This is a genomic window from Nostoc sp. (assembly GCF_036916975.1).
In the GTDB taxonomy this organism is placed as follows: Bacteria; Cyanobacteriota; Cyanobacteriia; order Cyanobacteriales; family Nostocaceae; genus Nostoc.
In genome coordinates, this window is record NZ_JBALFF010000081.1 from 12,943 (window position 1) to 30,850 (window position 17,908).

Annotated in this window: 17 protein-coding genes; 3 read left to right on the forward strand and 14 right to left on the reverse strand. The window is 40.7% G+C overall.

Annotated features, from left to right (window positions below; translation table 11 throughout):
• Positions 1-90: 90 nt before the first annotated feature.
• Positions 91-1,125, reverse strand: coding sequence for an L-histidine N(alpha)-methyltransferase (gene egtD, locus V7K73_RS20580; RefSeq protein ID WP_334882550.1), 1,035 nt, complete (start codon positions 1,123-1,125; stop codon positions 91-93).
• A 421-nt stretch (positions 1,126-1,546) separates the two neighbouring features.
• Between egtD and V7K73_RS20585 the strand changes: the two genes are divergently transcribed.
• Positions 1,547-2,308, forward strand: a complete 762-nt coding sequence (locus V7K73_RS20585) for a nucleotidyltransferase domain-containing protein (protein WP_334882552.1) — start codon at positions 1,547-1,549, stop codon at positions 2,306-2,308.
• Positions 2,309-2,364: 56 nt separating this feature from the next.
• On the opposite strand, the gene V7K73_RS20590 is transcribed toward V7K73_RS20585, so the two are convergent.
• From V7K73_RS20590 to bchM, 3 genes are all read right to left on the reverse strand, one after another.
• Positions 2,365-2,745, reverse strand: a complete 381-nt coding sequence (locus V7K73_RS20590; RefSeq protein ID WP_334882554.1) for a DUF423 domain-containing protein — start codon at positions 2,743-2,745, stop codon at positions 2,365-2,367.
• Between the two features lie 79 nt (positions 2,746-2,824).
• On the reverse strand, positions 2,825-3,307 hold the full coding sequence (locus V7K73_RS20595; protein ID WP_334882556.1) for a hypothetical protein: 483 nt from the start codon (positions 3,305-3,307) through the stop codon (positions 2,825-2,827).
• 361 nt (positions 3,308-3,668) lie between these two features.
• Positions 3,669-4,355: a magnesium protoporphyrin IX methyltransferase gene (gene bchM, locus V7K73_RS20600; protein WP_334882558.1), complete on the reverse strand. Its 687-nt coding sequence runs from the start codon at positions 4,353-4,355 to the stop codon at positions 3,669-3,671.
• Positions 4,356-4,598: 243 nt separating this feature from the next.
• Between bchM and V7K73_RS20605 the strand changes: the two genes are divergently transcribed.
• The gene (locus tag V7K73_RS20605) at positions 4,599-4,757 is read left to right on the forward strand and encodes a hypothetical protein (RefSeq protein WP_334882560.1); all 159 of its coding nucleotides are present in this window, start codon (positions 4,599-4,601) and stop codon (positions 4,755-4,757) included.
• Between the two features lie 349 nt (positions 4,758-5,106).
• Here V7K73_RS20605 and V7K73_RS20610 read toward each other — a convergent pair whose 3' ends face one another.
• The 5 genes from V7K73_RS20610 to V7K73_RS20630 all read right to left on the reverse strand — a co-directional run bounded on the left by V7K73_RS20610 (position 5,107) and on the right by V7K73_RS20630 (position 8,059).
• Positions 5,107-5,475 carry a DUF4288 domain-containing protein gene (locus V7K73_RS20610; protein ID WP_334882562.1) on the reverse strand — a complete coding sequence of 123 codons (369 nt, stop codon included), beginning with the start codon at positions 5,473-5,475 and terminating at the stop codon, positions 5,107-5,109.
• A gap of 57 nt (positions 5,476-5,532) precedes the next feature.
• Positions 5,533-5,952, reverse strand: coding sequence for a PIN domain-containing protein (locus V7K73_RS20615; RefSeq protein ID WP_334882564.1), 420 nt, complete (start codon positions 5,950-5,952; stop codon positions 5,533-5,535).
• A gap of 14 nt (positions 5,953-5,966) precedes the next feature.
• Positions 5,967-6,185 carry a hypothetical protein gene (locus V7K73_RS20620; RefSeq protein ID WP_334882566.1) on the reverse strand — a complete coding sequence of 73 codons (219 nt, stop codon included), beginning with the start codon at positions 6,183-6,185 and terminating at the stop codon, positions 5,967-5,969.
• 69 nt (positions 6,186-6,254) lie between these two features.
• A complete protein-coding gene (locus V7K73_RS20625; protein WP_334882568.1) occupies positions 6,255-7,247 on the reverse strand; it encodes a tetratricopeptide repeat protein in 993 nt (330 codons plus the stop codon).
• Positions 7,248-7,780: 533 nt separating this feature from the next.
• Complete coding sequence (locus V7K73_RS20630; RefSeq protein ID WP_334882570.1) at positions 7,781-8,059, reverse strand: hypothetical protein; 279 nt, start codon at positions 8,057-8,059, stop codon at positions 7,781-7,783.
• A gap of 374 nt (positions 8,060-8,433) precedes the next feature.
• Between V7K73_RS20630 and V7K73_RS20635 the strand changes: the two genes are divergently transcribed.
• Positions 8,434-11,460 (forward strand): SMC family ATPase, encoded by a 3,027-nt coding sequence (locus V7K73_RS20635; protein ID WP_334882572.1) that lies wholly within the window; start codon positions 8,434-8,436, stop codon positions 11,458-11,460.
• Between the two features lie 21 nt (positions 11,461-11,481).
• Here V7K73_RS20635 and V7K73_RS20640 read toward each other — a convergent pair whose 3' ends face one another.
• The 5 genes from V7K73_RS20640 to V7K73_RS20660 form a co-directional block, all read right to left on the reverse strand.
• Complete coding sequence (locus V7K73_RS20640) at positions 11,482-12,924, reverse strand: peptidoglycan-binding domain-containing protein (protein ID WP_334882574.1); 1,443 nt, start codon at positions 12,922-12,924, stop codon at positions 11,482-11,484.
• Positions 12,925-13,085: 161 nt separating this feature from the next.
• The gene (locus tag V7K73_RS20645; protein ID WP_334882666.1) at positions 13,086-13,589 is read right to left on the reverse strand and encodes an SH3 domain-containing protein; all 504 of its coding nucleotides are present in this window, start codon (positions 13,587-13,589) and stop codon (positions 13,086-13,088) included.
• Between the two features lie 113 nt (positions 13,590-13,702).
• Positions 13,703-15,214 carry an AAA family ATPase gene (locus V7K73_RS20650; RefSeq protein WP_334882575.1) on the reverse strand — a complete coding sequence of 504 codons (1,512 nt, stop codon included), beginning with the start codon at positions 15,212-15,214 and terminating at the stop codon, positions 13,703-13,705.
• 1,040 nt (positions 15,215-16,254) lie between these two features.
• Positions 16,255-16,455, reverse strand: coding sequence for a hypothetical protein (locus tag V7K73_RS20655; RefSeq protein ID WP_334882577.1), 201 nt, complete (start codon positions 16,453-16,455; stop codon positions 16,255-16,257).
• A gap of 671 nt (positions 16,456-17,126) precedes the next feature.
• Entirely contained in the window at positions 17,127-17,645 is a 519-nt protein-coding gene (locus V7K73_RS20660; RefSeq protein WP_334882579.1) for a YceD family protein, read from the reverse strand.
• Between the last annotated feature and the right edge of the window lie 263 nt (positions 17,646-17,908).

The window sequence follows — 17,908 nt, forward strand, 5'->3', positions numbered from 1 at the left end:
CAACCTTTGTAGGGTTGGGGCTGCTTTTGTGCGATCTATATTGGACTCAACTGAGAACCAGTATATATGTGAGGCATACTCTGATTTGCTTTATGCTTGCAGCTGACAGAGCAATAAACCAAACCATTGATTTGCATCTGTCCACACATTAAGAGGTAATAAACCCTGTGCGGTGAGTTGCTGCTTAATCGTATTGAGGTCAAATTTGCGGGAAATTTCGGTGAGGATAGTCTCATTTAGTGCAAAATTAACCTTGAGGTTGAGAGCGCGTAATTCTACAATTTGCGATCGCAAGCTGCGTAAATGCATTTCTATTTGATGCTCACTTTCATTGTAAAATGCCCAGTGTTCAAACTGCGTAGTATCAAAATTCCCTTCAAACTGTTGATTTAAATGCTCTAGCATATTCAGGTTAAATGCTGCCGTCACTCCCTGGCTGTCGTTATAAGCTGGTTCCAAAATCTGTTTCGGCTTTCGTAAATCTATCCCTAACAAGAAATACTCACCTACTTGTAGGGCTTCTGTAATTTGAGAGAAGAATACATCACACTCATTAGGTGTAAGATTACCTAAGCTGCTACCAATAAAACAAATCATCCTGCTGGGTAATTCCGTCGGTAGGAGTTTTGCAAGGGCTAATTCATAGGTTCCCGCTAAAGCATAAACTTGTAGTAAGGGATAATCTCTTAATAACTGCTTGGCGCTACTTTCCAAGATACCTGCACTCACATCAATTGGTAAGTAGTGCAGGGGATAGTCTAGCTGCTGGTAGGCATCTAGTAAAATGCGGGTTTTGGTAGAACTGCCACTGCCAAGTTCTACTAATTCACAAGCGCCAGTTATCTTGGCAATTTCACCAGCATACTGCTGTAAAATTGTTGTTTCTGTGCGTGTGAGATAATATTCTGGTAAATCACAGATTTGCTCAAATAGCTCAGAACCACGGTCATCATAAAAGTAACAAGGGGGTAGAGATTTAGATGTTTGAGTTAATCCCTTCAATACATCACTCCCAGTACTAGGTGCAACTATTTGAGTTACTCCTATCAAACGCTGTATCTGCAAGCGTTTTTCAACGGTGTTTTGAGAAGTAACGTTCTTGTTAAGAGCTTTAGATATCGACATTAAACCTCCGTATGCTTGGCGTAATAGGTTAGCTGTGATGGCAAACCTTTACTCTAATTAGTGAAACACATAGGTATAGTTAATAAAATCATGCTTGAGCAATATTGCTCAAGCTTTAAAGGTATTTTTAAGGATTTATATCAAATCCGTTTGGAATTATTGCTCTGTCGTCTCCCTGTGCGCCCTCTGCGTCTGGAGCGGTTTTTTAATCATTCAAATGCTACCGGATTTGATAAGTAAGTGGGTCAAATTAAATATAAAACCTCACCCTGCCCCCGGCTTCCCTTGACAATATTAAGGAGAGGGATTGAGGGTGAGGTTTGATCTTATATTTAATTACGCCTACCTACTTATTACTGGTTTATACAAAAGATGCTCTAAAGAAATAGGCGAACCGAGGTAAGCAAGTAAACGGCACATTATGAATATTCCATCTTCAATTAACACAATTATTGGGCAACAGCCTTACCCGCTTTTATTCGCTATCATCAGTGGTTCCCACTTATATGGTTTTCCGTCACCTGATTCTGATTATGACTTGCGTGGTATGCATATTTTACCAGTTAGAGAAGTGGTGGGATTAGAGACTGGGAATGAAACTATTGAAGTTTCAGAAGTTCGGGAATCTTTAGATATTGATTTAGTAACTCATGATGTCAAAAAATTCTTTTTGATGCTACTTAAAAAGAATGGTTACGTATTAGAACAATTGTATTCACCTTTAATATTAACCACTTCACCCGAACATGAAGAATTAAAATTTATTGCCAAAAATTGCATTACTCGTCACCATAGTTATCACTATTTGGGTTTTGCTGCAACACAATGGAAACTTTTTAATAAACAACAGACACATCGAATCAAGCCATTAGTTTATGTTTATCGAGTTTTATTAACTGGGATTTATTTGATGCAAACAGGGATACTTGAAGCTAATTTAATTAAGCTGAATGAGGTTTTTAATTTATCATATATTCCTGATTTAATCGCCCAAAAGTTAGCAGCTACAGAAAAGTCTATTCTGTTAGATATTAATGTAGATTTTCATCAAATAGAATATGAACGTCTGCGTAATAAGTTGCAGGAGGCATATCAATCTAGCCCATTACCTGAAGCCCCTTCAGCGAATGCGGATTTACATAATTTGTTGGTACGCTTGAGAACGAGAAGCTATGAATTATGAGTGAGTGAAAAACTCATAATTCATAACTTTGTTTGTAGGAAAATATTCTTGTTACTTTACAACTTCAAATTCCAAGCAGCAAAAGCTAAAGTACCCCAACCAGCAAGAAAGACTGCGCCGCCTAATGGTGTAATCGCTCCTAAAGATTTAATACCGGTTAAGCTAAGGGCGTACAAGCTTCCTGAGAAAATAGCAATACCAATGATAAACAGCCATCCACTGGCTACGAGAGTGGGTTGAGGAAATTCGGTGCGACTAATTAGTAGTGCTACGAGAAAAAGTGCTAGAGCATGATACATTTGGTAACGAGCGCCAGTTTCAAAAATTTCTAGGGATCGCTCACTAATTTTTTCCCGCAGGGCATGGGAACCAAAAGCACCAGCAGCAACTGACAAACCGCCTAAAATGGCAGCTACGCTCAAAAAAATCTGCGTCATTAGACCTGGCCGTAAGTTGATTATTAGTCATTAGTCATTAGTTAATAACAAAGGACAAATGACAAATGACAAATGACAATTAGACATCAAAATGATATGATACAGCCCCTTCTTCGTTCACCTTAAAGTTTGCATTGAAGTCTTTAGCTTTTTCGTCTAAATATTGCCTAGCATGGGCTGCGGGTAATTGTGACTGCATGGCAAAGCCTAAAACAGTTACACGCCCATGATTTTCTTGTAGCATTTTATAAAAAATTGATTGCAAGCGATCGCTAACTTGTTGATTAAGCGCCTTTTTCTCCTGTCGGCTTTGACGGTATAATCCCAATACTAACCATGCCCCCAATGTTAGGCTAGGAATGCCAAAAATTAGACGTTCTACCGTAGTATCATCAATTACAGGGGTATCTTGTGAGAATTCAATCGAACCATCCCAAGCTAAGGGTACTGTGATTGATTTTTCCGTAGTCGTTTTATTAAATACCTCTGTTGCTGATAGAGTTATAAACATGAATCCCATTGTCAGTAGCCAAGCTGCGGCCAATTTTTCAGCAGTTTTCATAGTTCCACTTCAGATTTACACTTTGCTAGCGATTTTAACCTGACTTTCGCAAAGGTTCCAATATATCAATCTATTAGGTTTGTAAGCCATTGTTCTATCTTGTTGAGTTTTTTCTCCATAGCATCTAGGCGCTTACGGTTCTCCCACTGTTTATTTGTCACGCAGGAAAGCGATCGCATTAAATGTCAACAATATAGTATAAATTTTGCTTTATTACTTAAATATGGCTGGGCGATCGCTATCATAATTGTTCATGCTCCCAATCAGAGCGATCGCTGTACTAGAATACTTACCAGTGTTAAGCCTTGAGATTTTTAAATCGCAGCAAAGGTATAATATTTCTCTTGCTGCGATTTTAACTTTAGTTACGTGTAGCTTCAAGTAGGCGGGAAAAATAGAAACGAGTCTTCGTCATCGCTTTTCGTTGCAATGAAAAGCCATTACTTTCTAAAATTTTTACCACATCAGCCTCACGATGCAAATATGCACGAGTTGCTTTACTTGGGCCGGGAAAGAAACTGCCAATTTTCTTCAGTATACTCAGGGCGCAAGTCTTCGGCGCAAAACTGAGAATTATCCGCGACTGTGCCAAAGAACAGAGGTGAGATATCATCTCATCCGCTTTTTCTTGGGGATAGTGGATAAGAACATCCAAGCAAATAACGGTATGGTAACTACCACTCAACGATTCCAAATCCTGCACGGCAAAAGTCGGATTTTCGGCATTTGACAAGGTAAGCTTTGCTCTATCCTTACCTTCTTCCACCATTTTTTCAGAAATATCGGCGGCATAGATTTTGGCACCATCTACCGCTAGGGGGATGCTAAGACTACCGACACCACACCCAGCATCACAGATTGATAGCTCTGGTAAATTGTTATCAGCCTTCAGCCAGCCGAGAACTGTATCCACGGTTTGCTGGTGTCCATTGCGGATGTCTAGTTGGACTTTGTTGACTTCGCCATCGCCGTAGATTCGCTTCCAACGGTCAAATCCTGTGGAATTGAAATACTCACGAACAATCGTTTTATCGTCGGCTACGTTCATAAACTTTGATTTTTAGGGGTTCCCAATGCTTAAAATTATCATTGATAGGAACCCAATGCTGCTCGGTTATCAATTTGCACCTCTTAGAGGGTGTTTATAAAATAAATATTAAATAATGTTATACTACAGCAATTAACAGTACTTACTACGGTATTAATAAGTTTAAAAGCATTGCTTACACTGCTTTAACCAAGCAAACTACTGCAATTGTAAATCGCTTCTCAAAAATTAAGGAGCATAGATATGAGTAACATATTGTCTGATTTATCTAATCTTAAAGAACTCGAATTGCAAGAACTATCTGATGAAGAATCTCAACTTGTAGTTGGAGGTAATTTATTTGGAAGTGTGGTATTGTTGGCGCTGTTGCTGGTAGTTATATCGGCTCTAAAGCAGGACTAGCTGGTATTATTGCAGGAGGATTAGTTGGAGGTGCAGTAGGGTCTCTGGCGGAAGACTTTATTAACGGTCTATCCCGCCGGAAGCAAGTTCTAATCCCAGTAACTGTAAATAATGGGGAAACAACAACAACAACACTGTCAATTCTGAAAACATAGTGAGACTGAAAAGCCCTTATATTTTTAGTTGTGTAGCTTGCTAACTCACTGCTGCTGAGTTATTTTGTCATGGCTTAGTCTAAACTCCAGTAATAAAACTGAAGTAACCAGAACTTTTAAGTACAATTTCTTATCTTGCGATCGCTTATGTGTCAGTGATGGGAATCGACAAGAGCGATCGCATGGTTTTATAACTATTCTCCAAATTGCTCTTGAGATAATAATGGCTCAAATGATTGGTAAACCTCATAGTTCCGAAAATGTCGAGTATATAAATCAACAATATCCTCAGATGAATCAAAGTTATCATCCAAAACTGAATTCACGTTTACAACTTGTTGCAAAGACCAACTAATAGTTTCTCCATTCTCATTTGTATAGCTAACGCTTTCATTTTTACCATGATTCAAAGCTTTTCCTTTTGCTTCTTCTAAAGAAGTGCCTTTAATCAAAACAAAGCTTTCTTGGTACAAAGGTTGATAATCATCTTCAGATAAAGATGATTTATAGAGAATTATAGCAATGTAGGAGGATTCTGCTTTATTTGCACTTTCAGTTTTCATCTCATTTTCTCCAAATCTACAATTTGGCTTTGTAAATTGATAGTCAAATAAAAATTTTTATCCTTGCCAATTATCGATTAGTAAAGGATATCCTAATGGTTGGATATTTTGATAATGTTTAGTATTCCCTGTTACTAAAACTAAATTATTTTCGATAGCTATAGAAGCTATTAAGACATCTGCTAATCCTATTGGTTGTCCTGCTTTTTCTAAATCTGCCTGAATTAAGCCTGAAATTTCTGCACAGCTTTGGTCTAAATGCAAAATTTCTAATTGAGACAAATCTGCTAAAAATTCTTGAATGCGGTCATTGCGATTTATTTTCCTCCATCCCTTGATAATTTCAGAAACAGTAATTACAGAAATTGTGTACTGTTGCCATATAGCTCTATAAGCAATGGCTTTAGCATTTATTTTAATATTTTTTAATTTGCGAATCTCTGATACAATGTCTGTATCAATTAAAGATTTTCTCACAGCTAAATTAGTTTTTATAAATTCCTCTGTTTTAAAATATCTGCAACCATTGTATCAACTAATTCCGCCTCATTAGACCATTTACCGATAAAGGAATCATTAATAACTTCTGGTTGTGTTAGTTGCTCAATCATTGCTTTGATTATGTCCGAAATTTCGCAATGATAAGTTTGTGTTAATTTTTCTATTTTTGCAAATGTTTCTTGATCCAGTTCGATTTCTATTTTTTTCATAATTCAGTTATTTTTGTCATAAATTAAGTAATATTATAACGCTGTGAGTAATTATGGCGTATCTCTCTTTCAGCGCCGAAACCAAGAGCAAACCCAACGCCATAACCAACGCAACCACACCCAAAACCCACGACGGGAGACTACAGGCGTTTGTGGTTGAGAAAGACGTTCAATTGCATTGTTGCAAAGTTCCACGTTATCATCAATTCCTATCGCCTGAAATAGTTCACGGGCATTGCGATAAGCACCCAGCGCGTCTAATTCTCGATGCATGTTTTCTAATGCCTGAGCTAAATTAAACCATGCGATCGCTTCGCCATTGCGATCGCCTATCTCTTTTTTTATCTCTAAAGACTGCTGATAGCAGATAATCGCGTGTTTGTACTTCCCTAAAGATTGGTAAACATTGCCCAAAGCGCTTAAAGATTTGCTTTCTCCATTGCGATCGCCTATCTCTTTGTCTATCGCCAAAGACTGCTGATGGTAGATAATCGCCTGTTTGTACTGTCTCAAAAAGTTGTAACCAATACCCAAAGCATCTAAGGAATTTCCTTCCCCCTGACGATCACCTGCCTCTCTTTTTATCAGTAAAGACTGCTGATGGTAGGTAATCGCCTGTTTGTACTGTCTCAAGAAGTTGTAAGCAATACCCAAACCTATTAAAGAATCGCCTTCTCCCTTGCGATCCCCTGTCTCCTTAAAAATCTGTAAAGCCTTCTGATAGTAGCAGTCAATTGATTGTTGGTATTGTCCCAACGAGTTGTAAGTATTACCCAAATTTATTAATGAACTACCTTCTCCATTGCGATCGCCGATTTCTCTGGCTATATCTAATGACTGTTGCAGAAACTCAATCGCCTGTGGGTATTGTCCCAAGGATCGGTAAGCATTGCCCAAATTAGTGAGAGCAGCCCCATAATTCCAGTTTTTTCTATTGCCAATTTCTTTCCATTTACTTACCAACTGCCCATATAATTCTACTTGGTCTGCATAATGACCCCGCAAGGTTAAAAAATCATTGCAATTCCAAAGCGCATCAAAGGCAGAGTCATAATTTTGCAACTGATAAAAGTGATGAAAGATCCCAACAACCGCCTCAGAATGAATATCACCTCTCTTATAGCTATAAGTCTATCTATTGAAGACTGAACAAGGGTTTTAGTCCACTTGAGTGGACTTTAGCTATCAGCCCAGAAATTTATTTCTGGGTGGGCTATGGCGCTAATCAAGAATGCTGCAAGATATCAGTACTCAGAACTCGGAAGTTGGTGTTCAGAACTCGGAACATCAAAATTTGTAGGGTGGGCAGTATTCTAGATTGGTGTCAACTTAGAGCCGGGGCGAATGGAATTCGCGGCTACACAAACGAAGTCCGCCTCCGCGGACTAAGAAAAATCAAACTTTTATAACCCACTGAGGTGGGTTTTGCCTGTGTAGCCGCGGTTTATAACCGCCCAAGTAACTTTTAATTACTCAATTAAAAACTTACTTGGTTTGCGTCAATCTTCCCAACTTGCTTAACCGTACTTTGGTCGTAAGCATTAGCACTGACCTGAATATTGTCTCCTGGTTGGTCAGTCGATGCTTGCAAAATTTTAGCTATTTCCTCTGCAAGTGCTGTATCCGCTTCTAAAATCTTCTTGAGTTGCACTCGCAAACTTGCTTGTAAATCTATCATCCTCTGGCTTTTGTGCCACATCCGTCGCTGCTTCTTTCGCCTCTACTTTGGGATGTAACTTAGCCCAAATAGCTTTGGCTTTATTCCAAACATCCTCACCTACTTTCTGAGATGCCCCTTCTACGGCTTTGTTACCCACTTTTAACAGAAATGGCAGACAGGGAGCCAGAACTTTAACAAGTAGAGCTATATCCATTGGTTTATGATGTCTATCTCAGAAATGTACATTTATATTTACTGAGTATATTAACGTTTTTTCCCCTATCACCTTGATTGTTTTACTTTGACGCGAAATTTAGTCCAATCATCTCAATTGTTGTAACCACTCTTCTAGGAATGTTTTTCTCTCAGATTACAGGCAGAAATAACAAGAAAGCTCCACAGAAGTTTCATTTTTCTCCTAAGACAACAAAACTTTTTCATGCAACAAGAGAAATTTGCTGATTATATTGTTAAATTTTGTAAATTTGATGTCTTCAAGACTAGAAACCTGATAACTAGATAGCTAAACTAACAAACAGTGCATCTGTACTGTTAATTATTAAAAGTAGATGTGACGCTATAGGGTGAATGATCCCAGTACAACTTATCCTCAAAAACTTCCTCAGTTACCGTGATGCAACTTTAGATTTTCGTGGTTTGCATACGGCTTGTATTTCCGGTTCCAATGGTGCGGGTAAATCTTCACTTTTGGAAGCAATCACTTGGGCAATTTGGGGTGAAAGCCGTGCCACTGCTGAAGATGATGTGATCTATTCTGGCGCGAAAGAAGTTCGGGTTGATTTTACTTTCCAAAGTAATCAGCAAAAATATCGCGTGATTCGTACCCGAATTCGGGCAGGTACTAGCGTTCTGGAATTTCAAATAGAAATACCATCTGGGTTTCGCTCACTCACTGGCAAAGGGGTAAGAGCAACCCAAGATTTGATTTTAGAACACATCAAGCTCGATTACGATACATTTATTAATTCTGCTTACTTACGCCAAGGCCGTGCAGATGAGTTCATGCTCAAACGCCCTACCGAACGCAAAGAAATTTTAGCGGAGTTGTTGAAACTTAATCAGTACGATGATTTGGAAGAACGGGCAAAGGAATCTTCTCGTCAGTTCAAAGCACAGGCACTAGAGTTAGAGCGTTCTTTAGAGTCGATTAAAATTCAGTTGCAACAACGCGAGACAACCGAAGCGCAAAGAGTCGAGTTAGAAGCCCAACTCAACCAACTGCAACAGGTGCAAGCTTTTGATAATATTCAATTACAAAGTTTGCAAGTTGTCCAGCACCAGCGCACAAATTGGGAACAACAACTCAGTTTTATAAAGCAGCAATACCAAAATCTTACCCAAGATTGCGATCGCCTCCAACAAGAACAATCAGCTATTGGCTCTCAGCTATCAGATTTAGAAAAAATATTACACCAAGAAGCTGAAATTAAAGCTGGATACGCCCAATATCAAAGTCTCCAATCTCAAGAAGAAGCCTTTGCTGCCAAATTTGAAGAATACACCCGCGCTGGGCAGACTCGCCAACAAAAGCAACAACAGCTTACCAAACAAATTCACGAAATCGAACGGCAACTGCAACAAGCCCAAGCCCAAATCGAAGCTTTGCAGCAACAAGAGCGAGAAATTCAGCTAACTCTGACTAAATCAGGTGAAGTAGAAGCTGCTTTGTCACAACTAACCGCAGCCCGTCACCATGTTGCTCGTTTAGATCAACTGCAAATGCAAGTGACTCCTTTGTTGCAACAACGCGCAACTTTACAAAGCCAACTCGATCGCACTCATGCGGGTTTAGTAGCGCGACTCGAACAACTCCAAAGTACTGAGAACCAATTGCAACGCCAGCACCGCCGCCAACCGCAACTGCAACAAGCGGTGATGGATGTGGCAATCCAGATTGAAGAACTGGAGAAAAAGCGGGTTTATTTGCAACGAGTCCAAGAAAAAGGGCAAGAAAGGCGGCATTTTATCGAACGTCTGCAAGCCCACCAACGCGACTATGAAAAACTGCTGGGAGAATTAGAGCAGAAATTGCAAATGCTCCAAAATCCTGAAGCGCTTTGTCCATTATGCGAACGTCCACTGGATGAACATCACTGGAGTCGCGTGGTAGAAAAAACCCACGCTGAGATAGAGGATACTCAAGGGCAGTTTTGGGTACTACGGGAACAATTGGCTGTGTCAGACAAAGAAATTCAGACACTCAGGCAGGAATATCGGGAAATTTCCCAACAATTGGCGGGCTACGATGGTTTGCGTGAACACCGGGGACAGTTGGCAGCCCAGTTAGAAGCTACAACTGATGTGCAACAACAGTTACAACAGATTGCTGCTGAAAAACAGCATTTAGAGCGATCGCTCCAAGCTGGTGATTACGCTCCTGATAAACAAGCTGAACTCCAGCAACTAGACCAATATCTGCAACAAGTTAATTATAATGAACAAGACCACGCCCTCGCCCGGAGCGAAGTTGAGCGGTGGCGATGGGCAGAAATAAAACTCCAGCAGATTAAAGATGCTACTAAGCGACAAACGCAACTATTAGCCCGAAAACCAGAATTACAATCCCAAATTGCTCAATTACAATCCAGAATCCAGCAGGATCAGATTGATTCTGAATGTGCTAAACAAATCGCGGCTCTTGAGCGTCACATTACCGAAATTGGCTACAGTTCTGAGCAGCACAACAATCTGCGTATAGCTGTCCGCCAAGCTCAATCTTGGCATTTGCGGTATCAACAACTGCACTCAGCCCAGCAACAGTATCCTCAACTCCAGACTAGATTACAAGACTTAGAGGAATCCAGAAGCGCCAGAGTAACGGAGCGGCAAAAACTCGGTCGGCAAATTGAAAGCATTATCCAGCAACTACAAGCAACAGCTAACCCCTCTGCCCAAATTCAAACTTTAGAGCAGCAGTTAGCACTACGCAGACGGCAACTCGATGAGCAAATTGCCAAGTTAGGGCGTTTAGAGCAGTTGGCGCATCAACTAGAAACGCTACAAATTCAGTATGAACAACAGCACCAGCAACTCCAATCTTGCAAGCATGAATACCGTGTTTATCAGGAATTAACGCAAGCCTTTGGTAAAAATGGTATCCAAGCACTGATGATTGAGAATGTGTTACCGCAACTGGAAGCCGAGACAAATCAACTACTTTCGCGGCTGAGTGGTAATCAATTTCACGTACAATTTATTACTCAAAAAGCTGGGCGTAGTGCTAAATCAACCAAGAAAAATGCCAAGCTGATAGATACCTTAGATATTTTAATCGCCGATTCTAGAGGAACGCGATCTTATGAAACTTACTCTGGTGGAGAAGCCTTTAGAATTAACTTTGCCATCCGTTTGGCTTTGGCGAAATTATTAGCGCAACGGGCGGGGGCGGCGTTGCAATTGTTGATTGTAGATGAAGGTTTTGGTACACAGGATGCCGAAGGATGCGATCGCTTGATTGCAGCGATTAATGCGATCGCTTCCGATTTCGCCTGCATCCTCACTGTCACCCACATGCCCCACCTCAAAGAAGCTTTTCAAGCCAGGATTGAAGTGAATAAAACTCAAGAAGGTTCCCAATTGAGTTTGTCAATTTAATTACGAATTACGAATTACGAATTAATTGTATTTTACCCGTGCATCAAGACCTAATGAGCGAAGCTTTTTCGTTAGTGTTTCTGCTTGTGCGCGATCGCTAAATTCTCCAGCATTCACATAATCCCCTAAATGGGATTGTTCCGTGACAGCATTGGGTATATATTGTTGCACTTTACTCAGAGTATCATTATTGGAAATTGGTACTATTACTCTGTAGGGATTATTAGCAACTAATGTGTTGCCATTAGTCACAGGCACTAGGTTATTAGTAGGAGGTAAATAGCGATTATTTTCATCTGCTACATAGTCATTAGTATTAGTAAATACATAACTATTATTCTCAGCAGAATTCCCCACATTCGAGCTATTCAACCCTAATGCTTCCCAAGTTTGCCAATCTACATTTCCAGTAGAATTGAGTCGAGAAGATTGCTGAAATGCAATCACAGATTCTTTGGTGTAATCGTTGAAAACGCCATCAGGATTGGTATTAGAGAAACCCAACTGCGACAAACGCTCTTGAACTAATCTGACATTTTCTCCGCGATCGCCTATAGTCAGATAACTTCTGCCTGGTTGTTGAGTAGTATATCCAGGTGTGGAGGCTCTACGCACTGACTCCAAAACTTGAGTATTGGCAATGCCATCAACAGGTAGGCGATAATTTCGCTGGAATGCAATTACAGCATCTCTAGTCATTGGGCCAATATTCCCGGTAGCAGCAGTATTAAAATAACCTAGCTGCCGCAAACGCACTTGTAATTCTTTCACTTGTTGAGTTGAGAGACTTGATCTGGCTGGAGTCGGAGAGGAACCTAGTAGTGCGTTCCACGTTTGTTGATTCACAATCCCCTTACCAGATATGCGATAATTTCGCTGGAATGCAATTACAGCATCTCTAGTCATTGGGCCAAAATTTCCAGTGGGATTAGCATTCAAGTAGCCTAACTGCCGCAAACGCTGTTGTAACTTTGTTACGGCTGCACCAGTTTTGCCTTGAGAGAGAACAGGATATTGACCACTTGGCCGCAATCCACCACTAGTATTTCTGCTAGAAGTTCTACTTTGACATGCTCGTTGCAAGGCTCTTTGAGTACTAGCACCCACAACACCATCAGCAGGAATTCTATTGGCTTGCTGGAATTTGATCACAGCATTCTGAGTCAAGTTAGCAAACTTGCCACTTACTGGGCCCTTAAAGTAGCCTAAGTTTTTTAAACACCTCTGGCTACTGCTAACTTCAGCGCCATTACTTCCTATTTTCTGAAGTGCTAAAGCTTGTCCAGCGATATTCAGAAGCCCCGTAGTCAATGCTACGGACAAAAGACGGATCGCCACACCACTAGATAACTTTTTCCAATTCAAAAATTTGAAATTAGCTACGGTAGGAACAACCTTGACACTTGCGGATGCCTCGTAGACTGAGGCAAGCTTGGTTGAATAGCTATTTACCCCTGTTTCCACTTGTTTTTTTCAAGTTATGACTACACCTAATTATACGACTTGCTCTGTGTTGTGTTTATTTTGTGTATGGTTCTTTACAAGTGATTGAAGTAGAGAGTAGGGGGATGAGGGAGTGAGGGACAAGAATTAATAACCAATGCCCCGAAGAACATTCCCAAATGTTATTGTTCATCAACTTTTTGAGTATTACCTGCTTTTACCCAACCTTCTTGTTCGCTACCTTCCAAACGGATCTTTTGCCAGGATTTATCCTCGCTTTGTTCCAAGATAATAATTTTTTGATTAAAACCAACCCCACCAACTTTTTCAGCTTCTTGATTTGGTTGCGATCGCAAACTCAAGCCTTCACGCCAACTAACACGCCCTCGGTAAGCTCCCGATGGCAATGGTTTTGGTGATGGGCTAGCCTTTGGTGATTCTGTGGGAGTGGAGGTTGGGCTTGAAGACGATTCAGCCTTTGCCCCAGGTGTGGATTTAGCTCCTTTAGGCTCAGTTGCTTTGGGAGCTTGGGCTTTCACCGAGGGACTATCATTAGAAAAAACCGGTTTGGCAGGGGGTATGCCGGTGCGATTCATGAAATAGAGTCCAATTGCAGCGCCGCCACCTATTAGCACAGCGATCGCTAAGAAAAACCCAAGTATAAACTTTATGAAGCCAGACAACATAGTTAAAACCCGATCGCCAATGGTCAATAGTCAATAGTAATATCATGATTAACTATTGACTATTAACTAGCAATTATTAACTAACCAATTATTGTAGCTACTACTGAATGCGTTCACGTAGTCCGCCGCAGGCGATCGCTTAAAGGATTGTGTTTAGATGCTAAACGCGCTCTCCCCGCAGCAGCCCATTCTTGGAGGTGCTGAATTTGCTCTACAGCAGTTCGCGCTAAGGGGATGATCTGACTAGCTGCTTCTAAAATGTCGTCAGTCGCAAAGTCGCGGTTTTGGCTAAATCCAATATGCATCGCTTCAATTAAAGTTTGCTCAATTTCTGCTCCAGAAAAATCGGGCGTTTCATAAGCTAACCTTTCGATGTCATAACTTTTTAAGTTATGGGGGCGCAATCGGGATAAATGAACATCATAAATTGCTTTTCTCTCTTCTTGGGTGGGCAATCCCACAAAGAAAATTTCATCAAATCGTCCCTTACGCAGCATTTCCGGTGGTAAGGCTTGAATGTCGTTGGCGGTGGCGACAACAAAAACGGGTGAGCTTTTTTCGGCTAGCCAGTTAATAAAAGTACCAAACACCCGGCTGGCTGTTCCTGCATCACCTTTGCTACCAACTCCAGCAAAGGCTTTATCTATTTCATCAATCCACAAAATACAGGGAGCGAGGGCTTCAGCTACTTGGATCATTTGCCGAGTCCGAGATTCTGATTCACCCACCAAACCACCAAATAACCTTCCCACATCCAAACGTAACAAGGGTAAATGCCAGTGATGAGCGATCGCTTTTGCGGTTAACGATTTACCAGTTCCCTGAATACCCACCAACATTAAACCACGGGGGTGCGGTAATCCGTACTGTCGCGCTTTATCAGTAAATGAACCTCCCCGCCGAATCAGCCAGTCTTTTAAATTATCCAGTCCGCCAATATCAGATATTTGCTCACTAGCGGGGTAGAAGTCCAGGATTTGGGTTTGGCGGATAGTTTGGCGCTTTTCTTCCAAAACGAGATCCACGTCTTCTGGTTGCAATTCACCGTGGGTAGCGATCGCTTTTGCCAAAACCCGGCGAATCCGTTCCATCGAAAGCCCTTGACAAGAGCGCACCAAATCATCTAAAACTTTGCCAGAAAGGGAGTTGCCAGTACTTTGTAGTAAGCGTTCCACCTCAGTTTTAATTTCTGGGCCGGCGGGTAAGGGAAACTCCACTACTGTCAGCACTTCGGTTAAGTCGTCAGGAATGGCGATGCGCGGTGAGAGTAGGACAATATTTTTTGGTTGCGACTTGAGAAGCCGAGACAGATTGCGGAGTTTGCGAGCGATCGCTACATCATCTAAAAAGCGATGATAATCTCGGAGAATCAATACAGCTGGTGCCGAAGCTGGTAATTTTTCGATAAATTCTAAAGCTTGCAATGGGTTACGCCGCCCAAACCCAACATCATTAGGGTTTCCCTGGTAGCCATCGACAAAATCCCAAGTATACACTGGGCGATTACCCTGGTTGGTTGCTTCTTCCCGGATAGCTGCTTCTACCCGTTCTTCCTCATAGGTGGGAATATAAATTAACGGGTAGCGGGCGCGTAGCAGCAGTTTAAACTCTTCACGGAAGTTCATATATAGCTGTGGTTATTAGTTATTCTCTCATTGTTCAGGTTTGTATCACCTCTAACAACTAAAAAACCAACATCTACCAGTTCATAGCGGTTGCGAGTGCGATCGCTCTATGTGAGATATTTTTTAAAGGCGATCGCTCTTTTGTGGTAAACAGAATTTAAATCATTAGGTGATTGATAACATTTAATTTTAGCAAACGTAGTAATCGTCAAAAATCAAATCGAGCCGCTACCGATAATAACTATATGCTAACTATTATTGTTGCTTGTTTATCCCAATATGATGCCTCTAAAACTGCTTTTCAATAGCATTTGAAATGCGCTTATGACGATATAAGTAAGTGGGTCAAATTAAATATAAAACCTTACCCTCAATCCGGCTTCCCTCTCCGAACTCACGGAGAGGGATTGAGGGTGAGGTTTGATCTTATATTTAATTATGCCTACCTACTTATTAACTTTAGGAAGATCAAATGAAGTTGTATTTGCAGTACGGTGAAGAATTGTCGGGGCAATGGAAAAGCCTCTGCGAAATTGAACTTAAGCCTCTATTGAACGTAAATTCACGCCCTTTTGCAGAAGCTTAAAATGTCCTTGGTATTCATTTCGCGCCAGTCAGACTGCCAAATGGTGAAGTTTTCAATGTTGACATCACTTACTCAACCGACAACCGAGGAATTAGTATTAGAATTTTGAGCAAAGACACCACGCTAATACAGGTTGGAGGCTTCAAGAGACAAGAAATATCTTATGACCCAAATGTAATATTTATAACACCAAACGGTATTTATGTTTCTGCGATGGTTGGCCTTTGATAAGACATCTCAACAGTGGGAAAATCAGTTTTTAGACGTTTTATTTGGCAGGAGATACAGAGAATAATTCATCCTCTTGATGATTGTCTTCTAGACATTAGTTATCGACCTGAGCAAGAGGAGGAAGAACTACAATATTGAAGCCATATTATTCGCAATCGAAACTCGCGAATAATATGGCTTGTTTTATTTTTGCAAAATCAGAATGTTCGCTCTCCTTTTATCTTCAAACACTTAATTTTACTCCAGTTAACTTGATAGATCCTTTTTTAAGGAAAATCTTAAAACCCTCTAGGTCTAAAGCTACATTTGTGAATGATAAGTTAAGTTTATCGGCTGTGACGCTAATTCCTCCAGATATGGATTCCGCTTCCTTATCAAGTAATTCCACAAACATATTTTCAGTCTTTAAATTTGAAATAAGCATTGAGTTACTCCTGGTAATTCTTCAAAATTTTCCAATAGTAAGTGATTTTTAGGATCAAATACTAAATATTAATTATTAAGCATGTCAGGATAGAAATCTAAATATGTAACATGACTTAACTAGGACTTACGCATTAGGTACGAAATGTAGGGGCAATTCATGAATTGCCCCTACGGGAAATCAGGGCTTTCAAGGCAGTGAAAGCGTAACTTTACATAATTAAAAATCAATTGTGTATCTAGGCTTGGGTGTGAGCAGACAAAAATTTAATGATGAGCCAGTTGTAGCGAAGCGGTGACAGAGCGCTCCTCCTAGATGTATAACTTTGACTCAGAAGTAAGTAGGCCACCGAGAAAAAACCAAACTATGTAACGAAAAGTAAAATCTCTGTATTTGGCTCGTAGTTGCGCTGTCTTGCGCTAAAGCGCAATTACAAACCAGTGATGATTATTTGGACCGACTTACTTACAGTGCGCTCAGTCAACAACTGGGAGCATCCCAATTTGGCAAAAAGATGAAGGAGAGGGCAAATAATTAGCGAGTTTGTCTGGCGAATTATTTGGGACTATACTTTCAGTTCCTAGCTTTACTGTGTACCATACAGGTATAATAATTAACTACTTAAAAAACGCGCTATTAGTAGCGCGTTGACGAAGTTGATAGTGATTTGTCTATCCCGGAAGTTGCTTTTTCAGTGCTTCCAGAGAAGCCCAACGATGATCAACTGGAGTTTCAGGACTATCAGAAATATCAATAGTACTATTTACAGGAATACCTGGACAATTGCGATTACATAATTGGCGCTGAGGTACTGCCAAGCACATCTGCTCATAGAGCCATTCGTTTGGATAAAAATAACCATCGGGTGGAAGGGTTTCCAGCAACTCTTCCATAACTACTTCTCGCTCTAAAGGCAAGTCATTTGCCTGATTTGCATTTTCGTCTAACCAGATGATTTCCTTCGTATCAAGCCCTAAACGTCGATTGTATTGCTGCAAACATCGGTTGCAGGTACAAGTAATAATTGTTTCTGCCTGAGCGGACACTTCCAGGTAATTGCCATGATGCTGCACGCGCACACGAGCGCGAACTGGTGTCAACGTTTCCAGACCAGGCAGAAATTCCTGAACCTGAACTTCCTCTGTCCGCTCCGGGGCTTGAGTTAGCTGCGGAATAAAAATTGCGTCCATAGGATTTGTGAGACATCCTCACTAAGAATTTATCTTCATTACCAGCAATAATACTGATACTACATCTTTACTTTATCTCTTAAGAACAAGAGAAGTTTTGAAATTATATGGTTATGAGTTTTCAATCAACTCCCAACTCCAAACTCCCAACTCCAAACTCCCAACTCCCAACTCCCAACTCCCAACTCCCAACTCCCAACTCCCAACTCCCAACTCCCAACTCCCAACTCCCAACTCCCAACTCCCAACTCCTAACTCCTAAC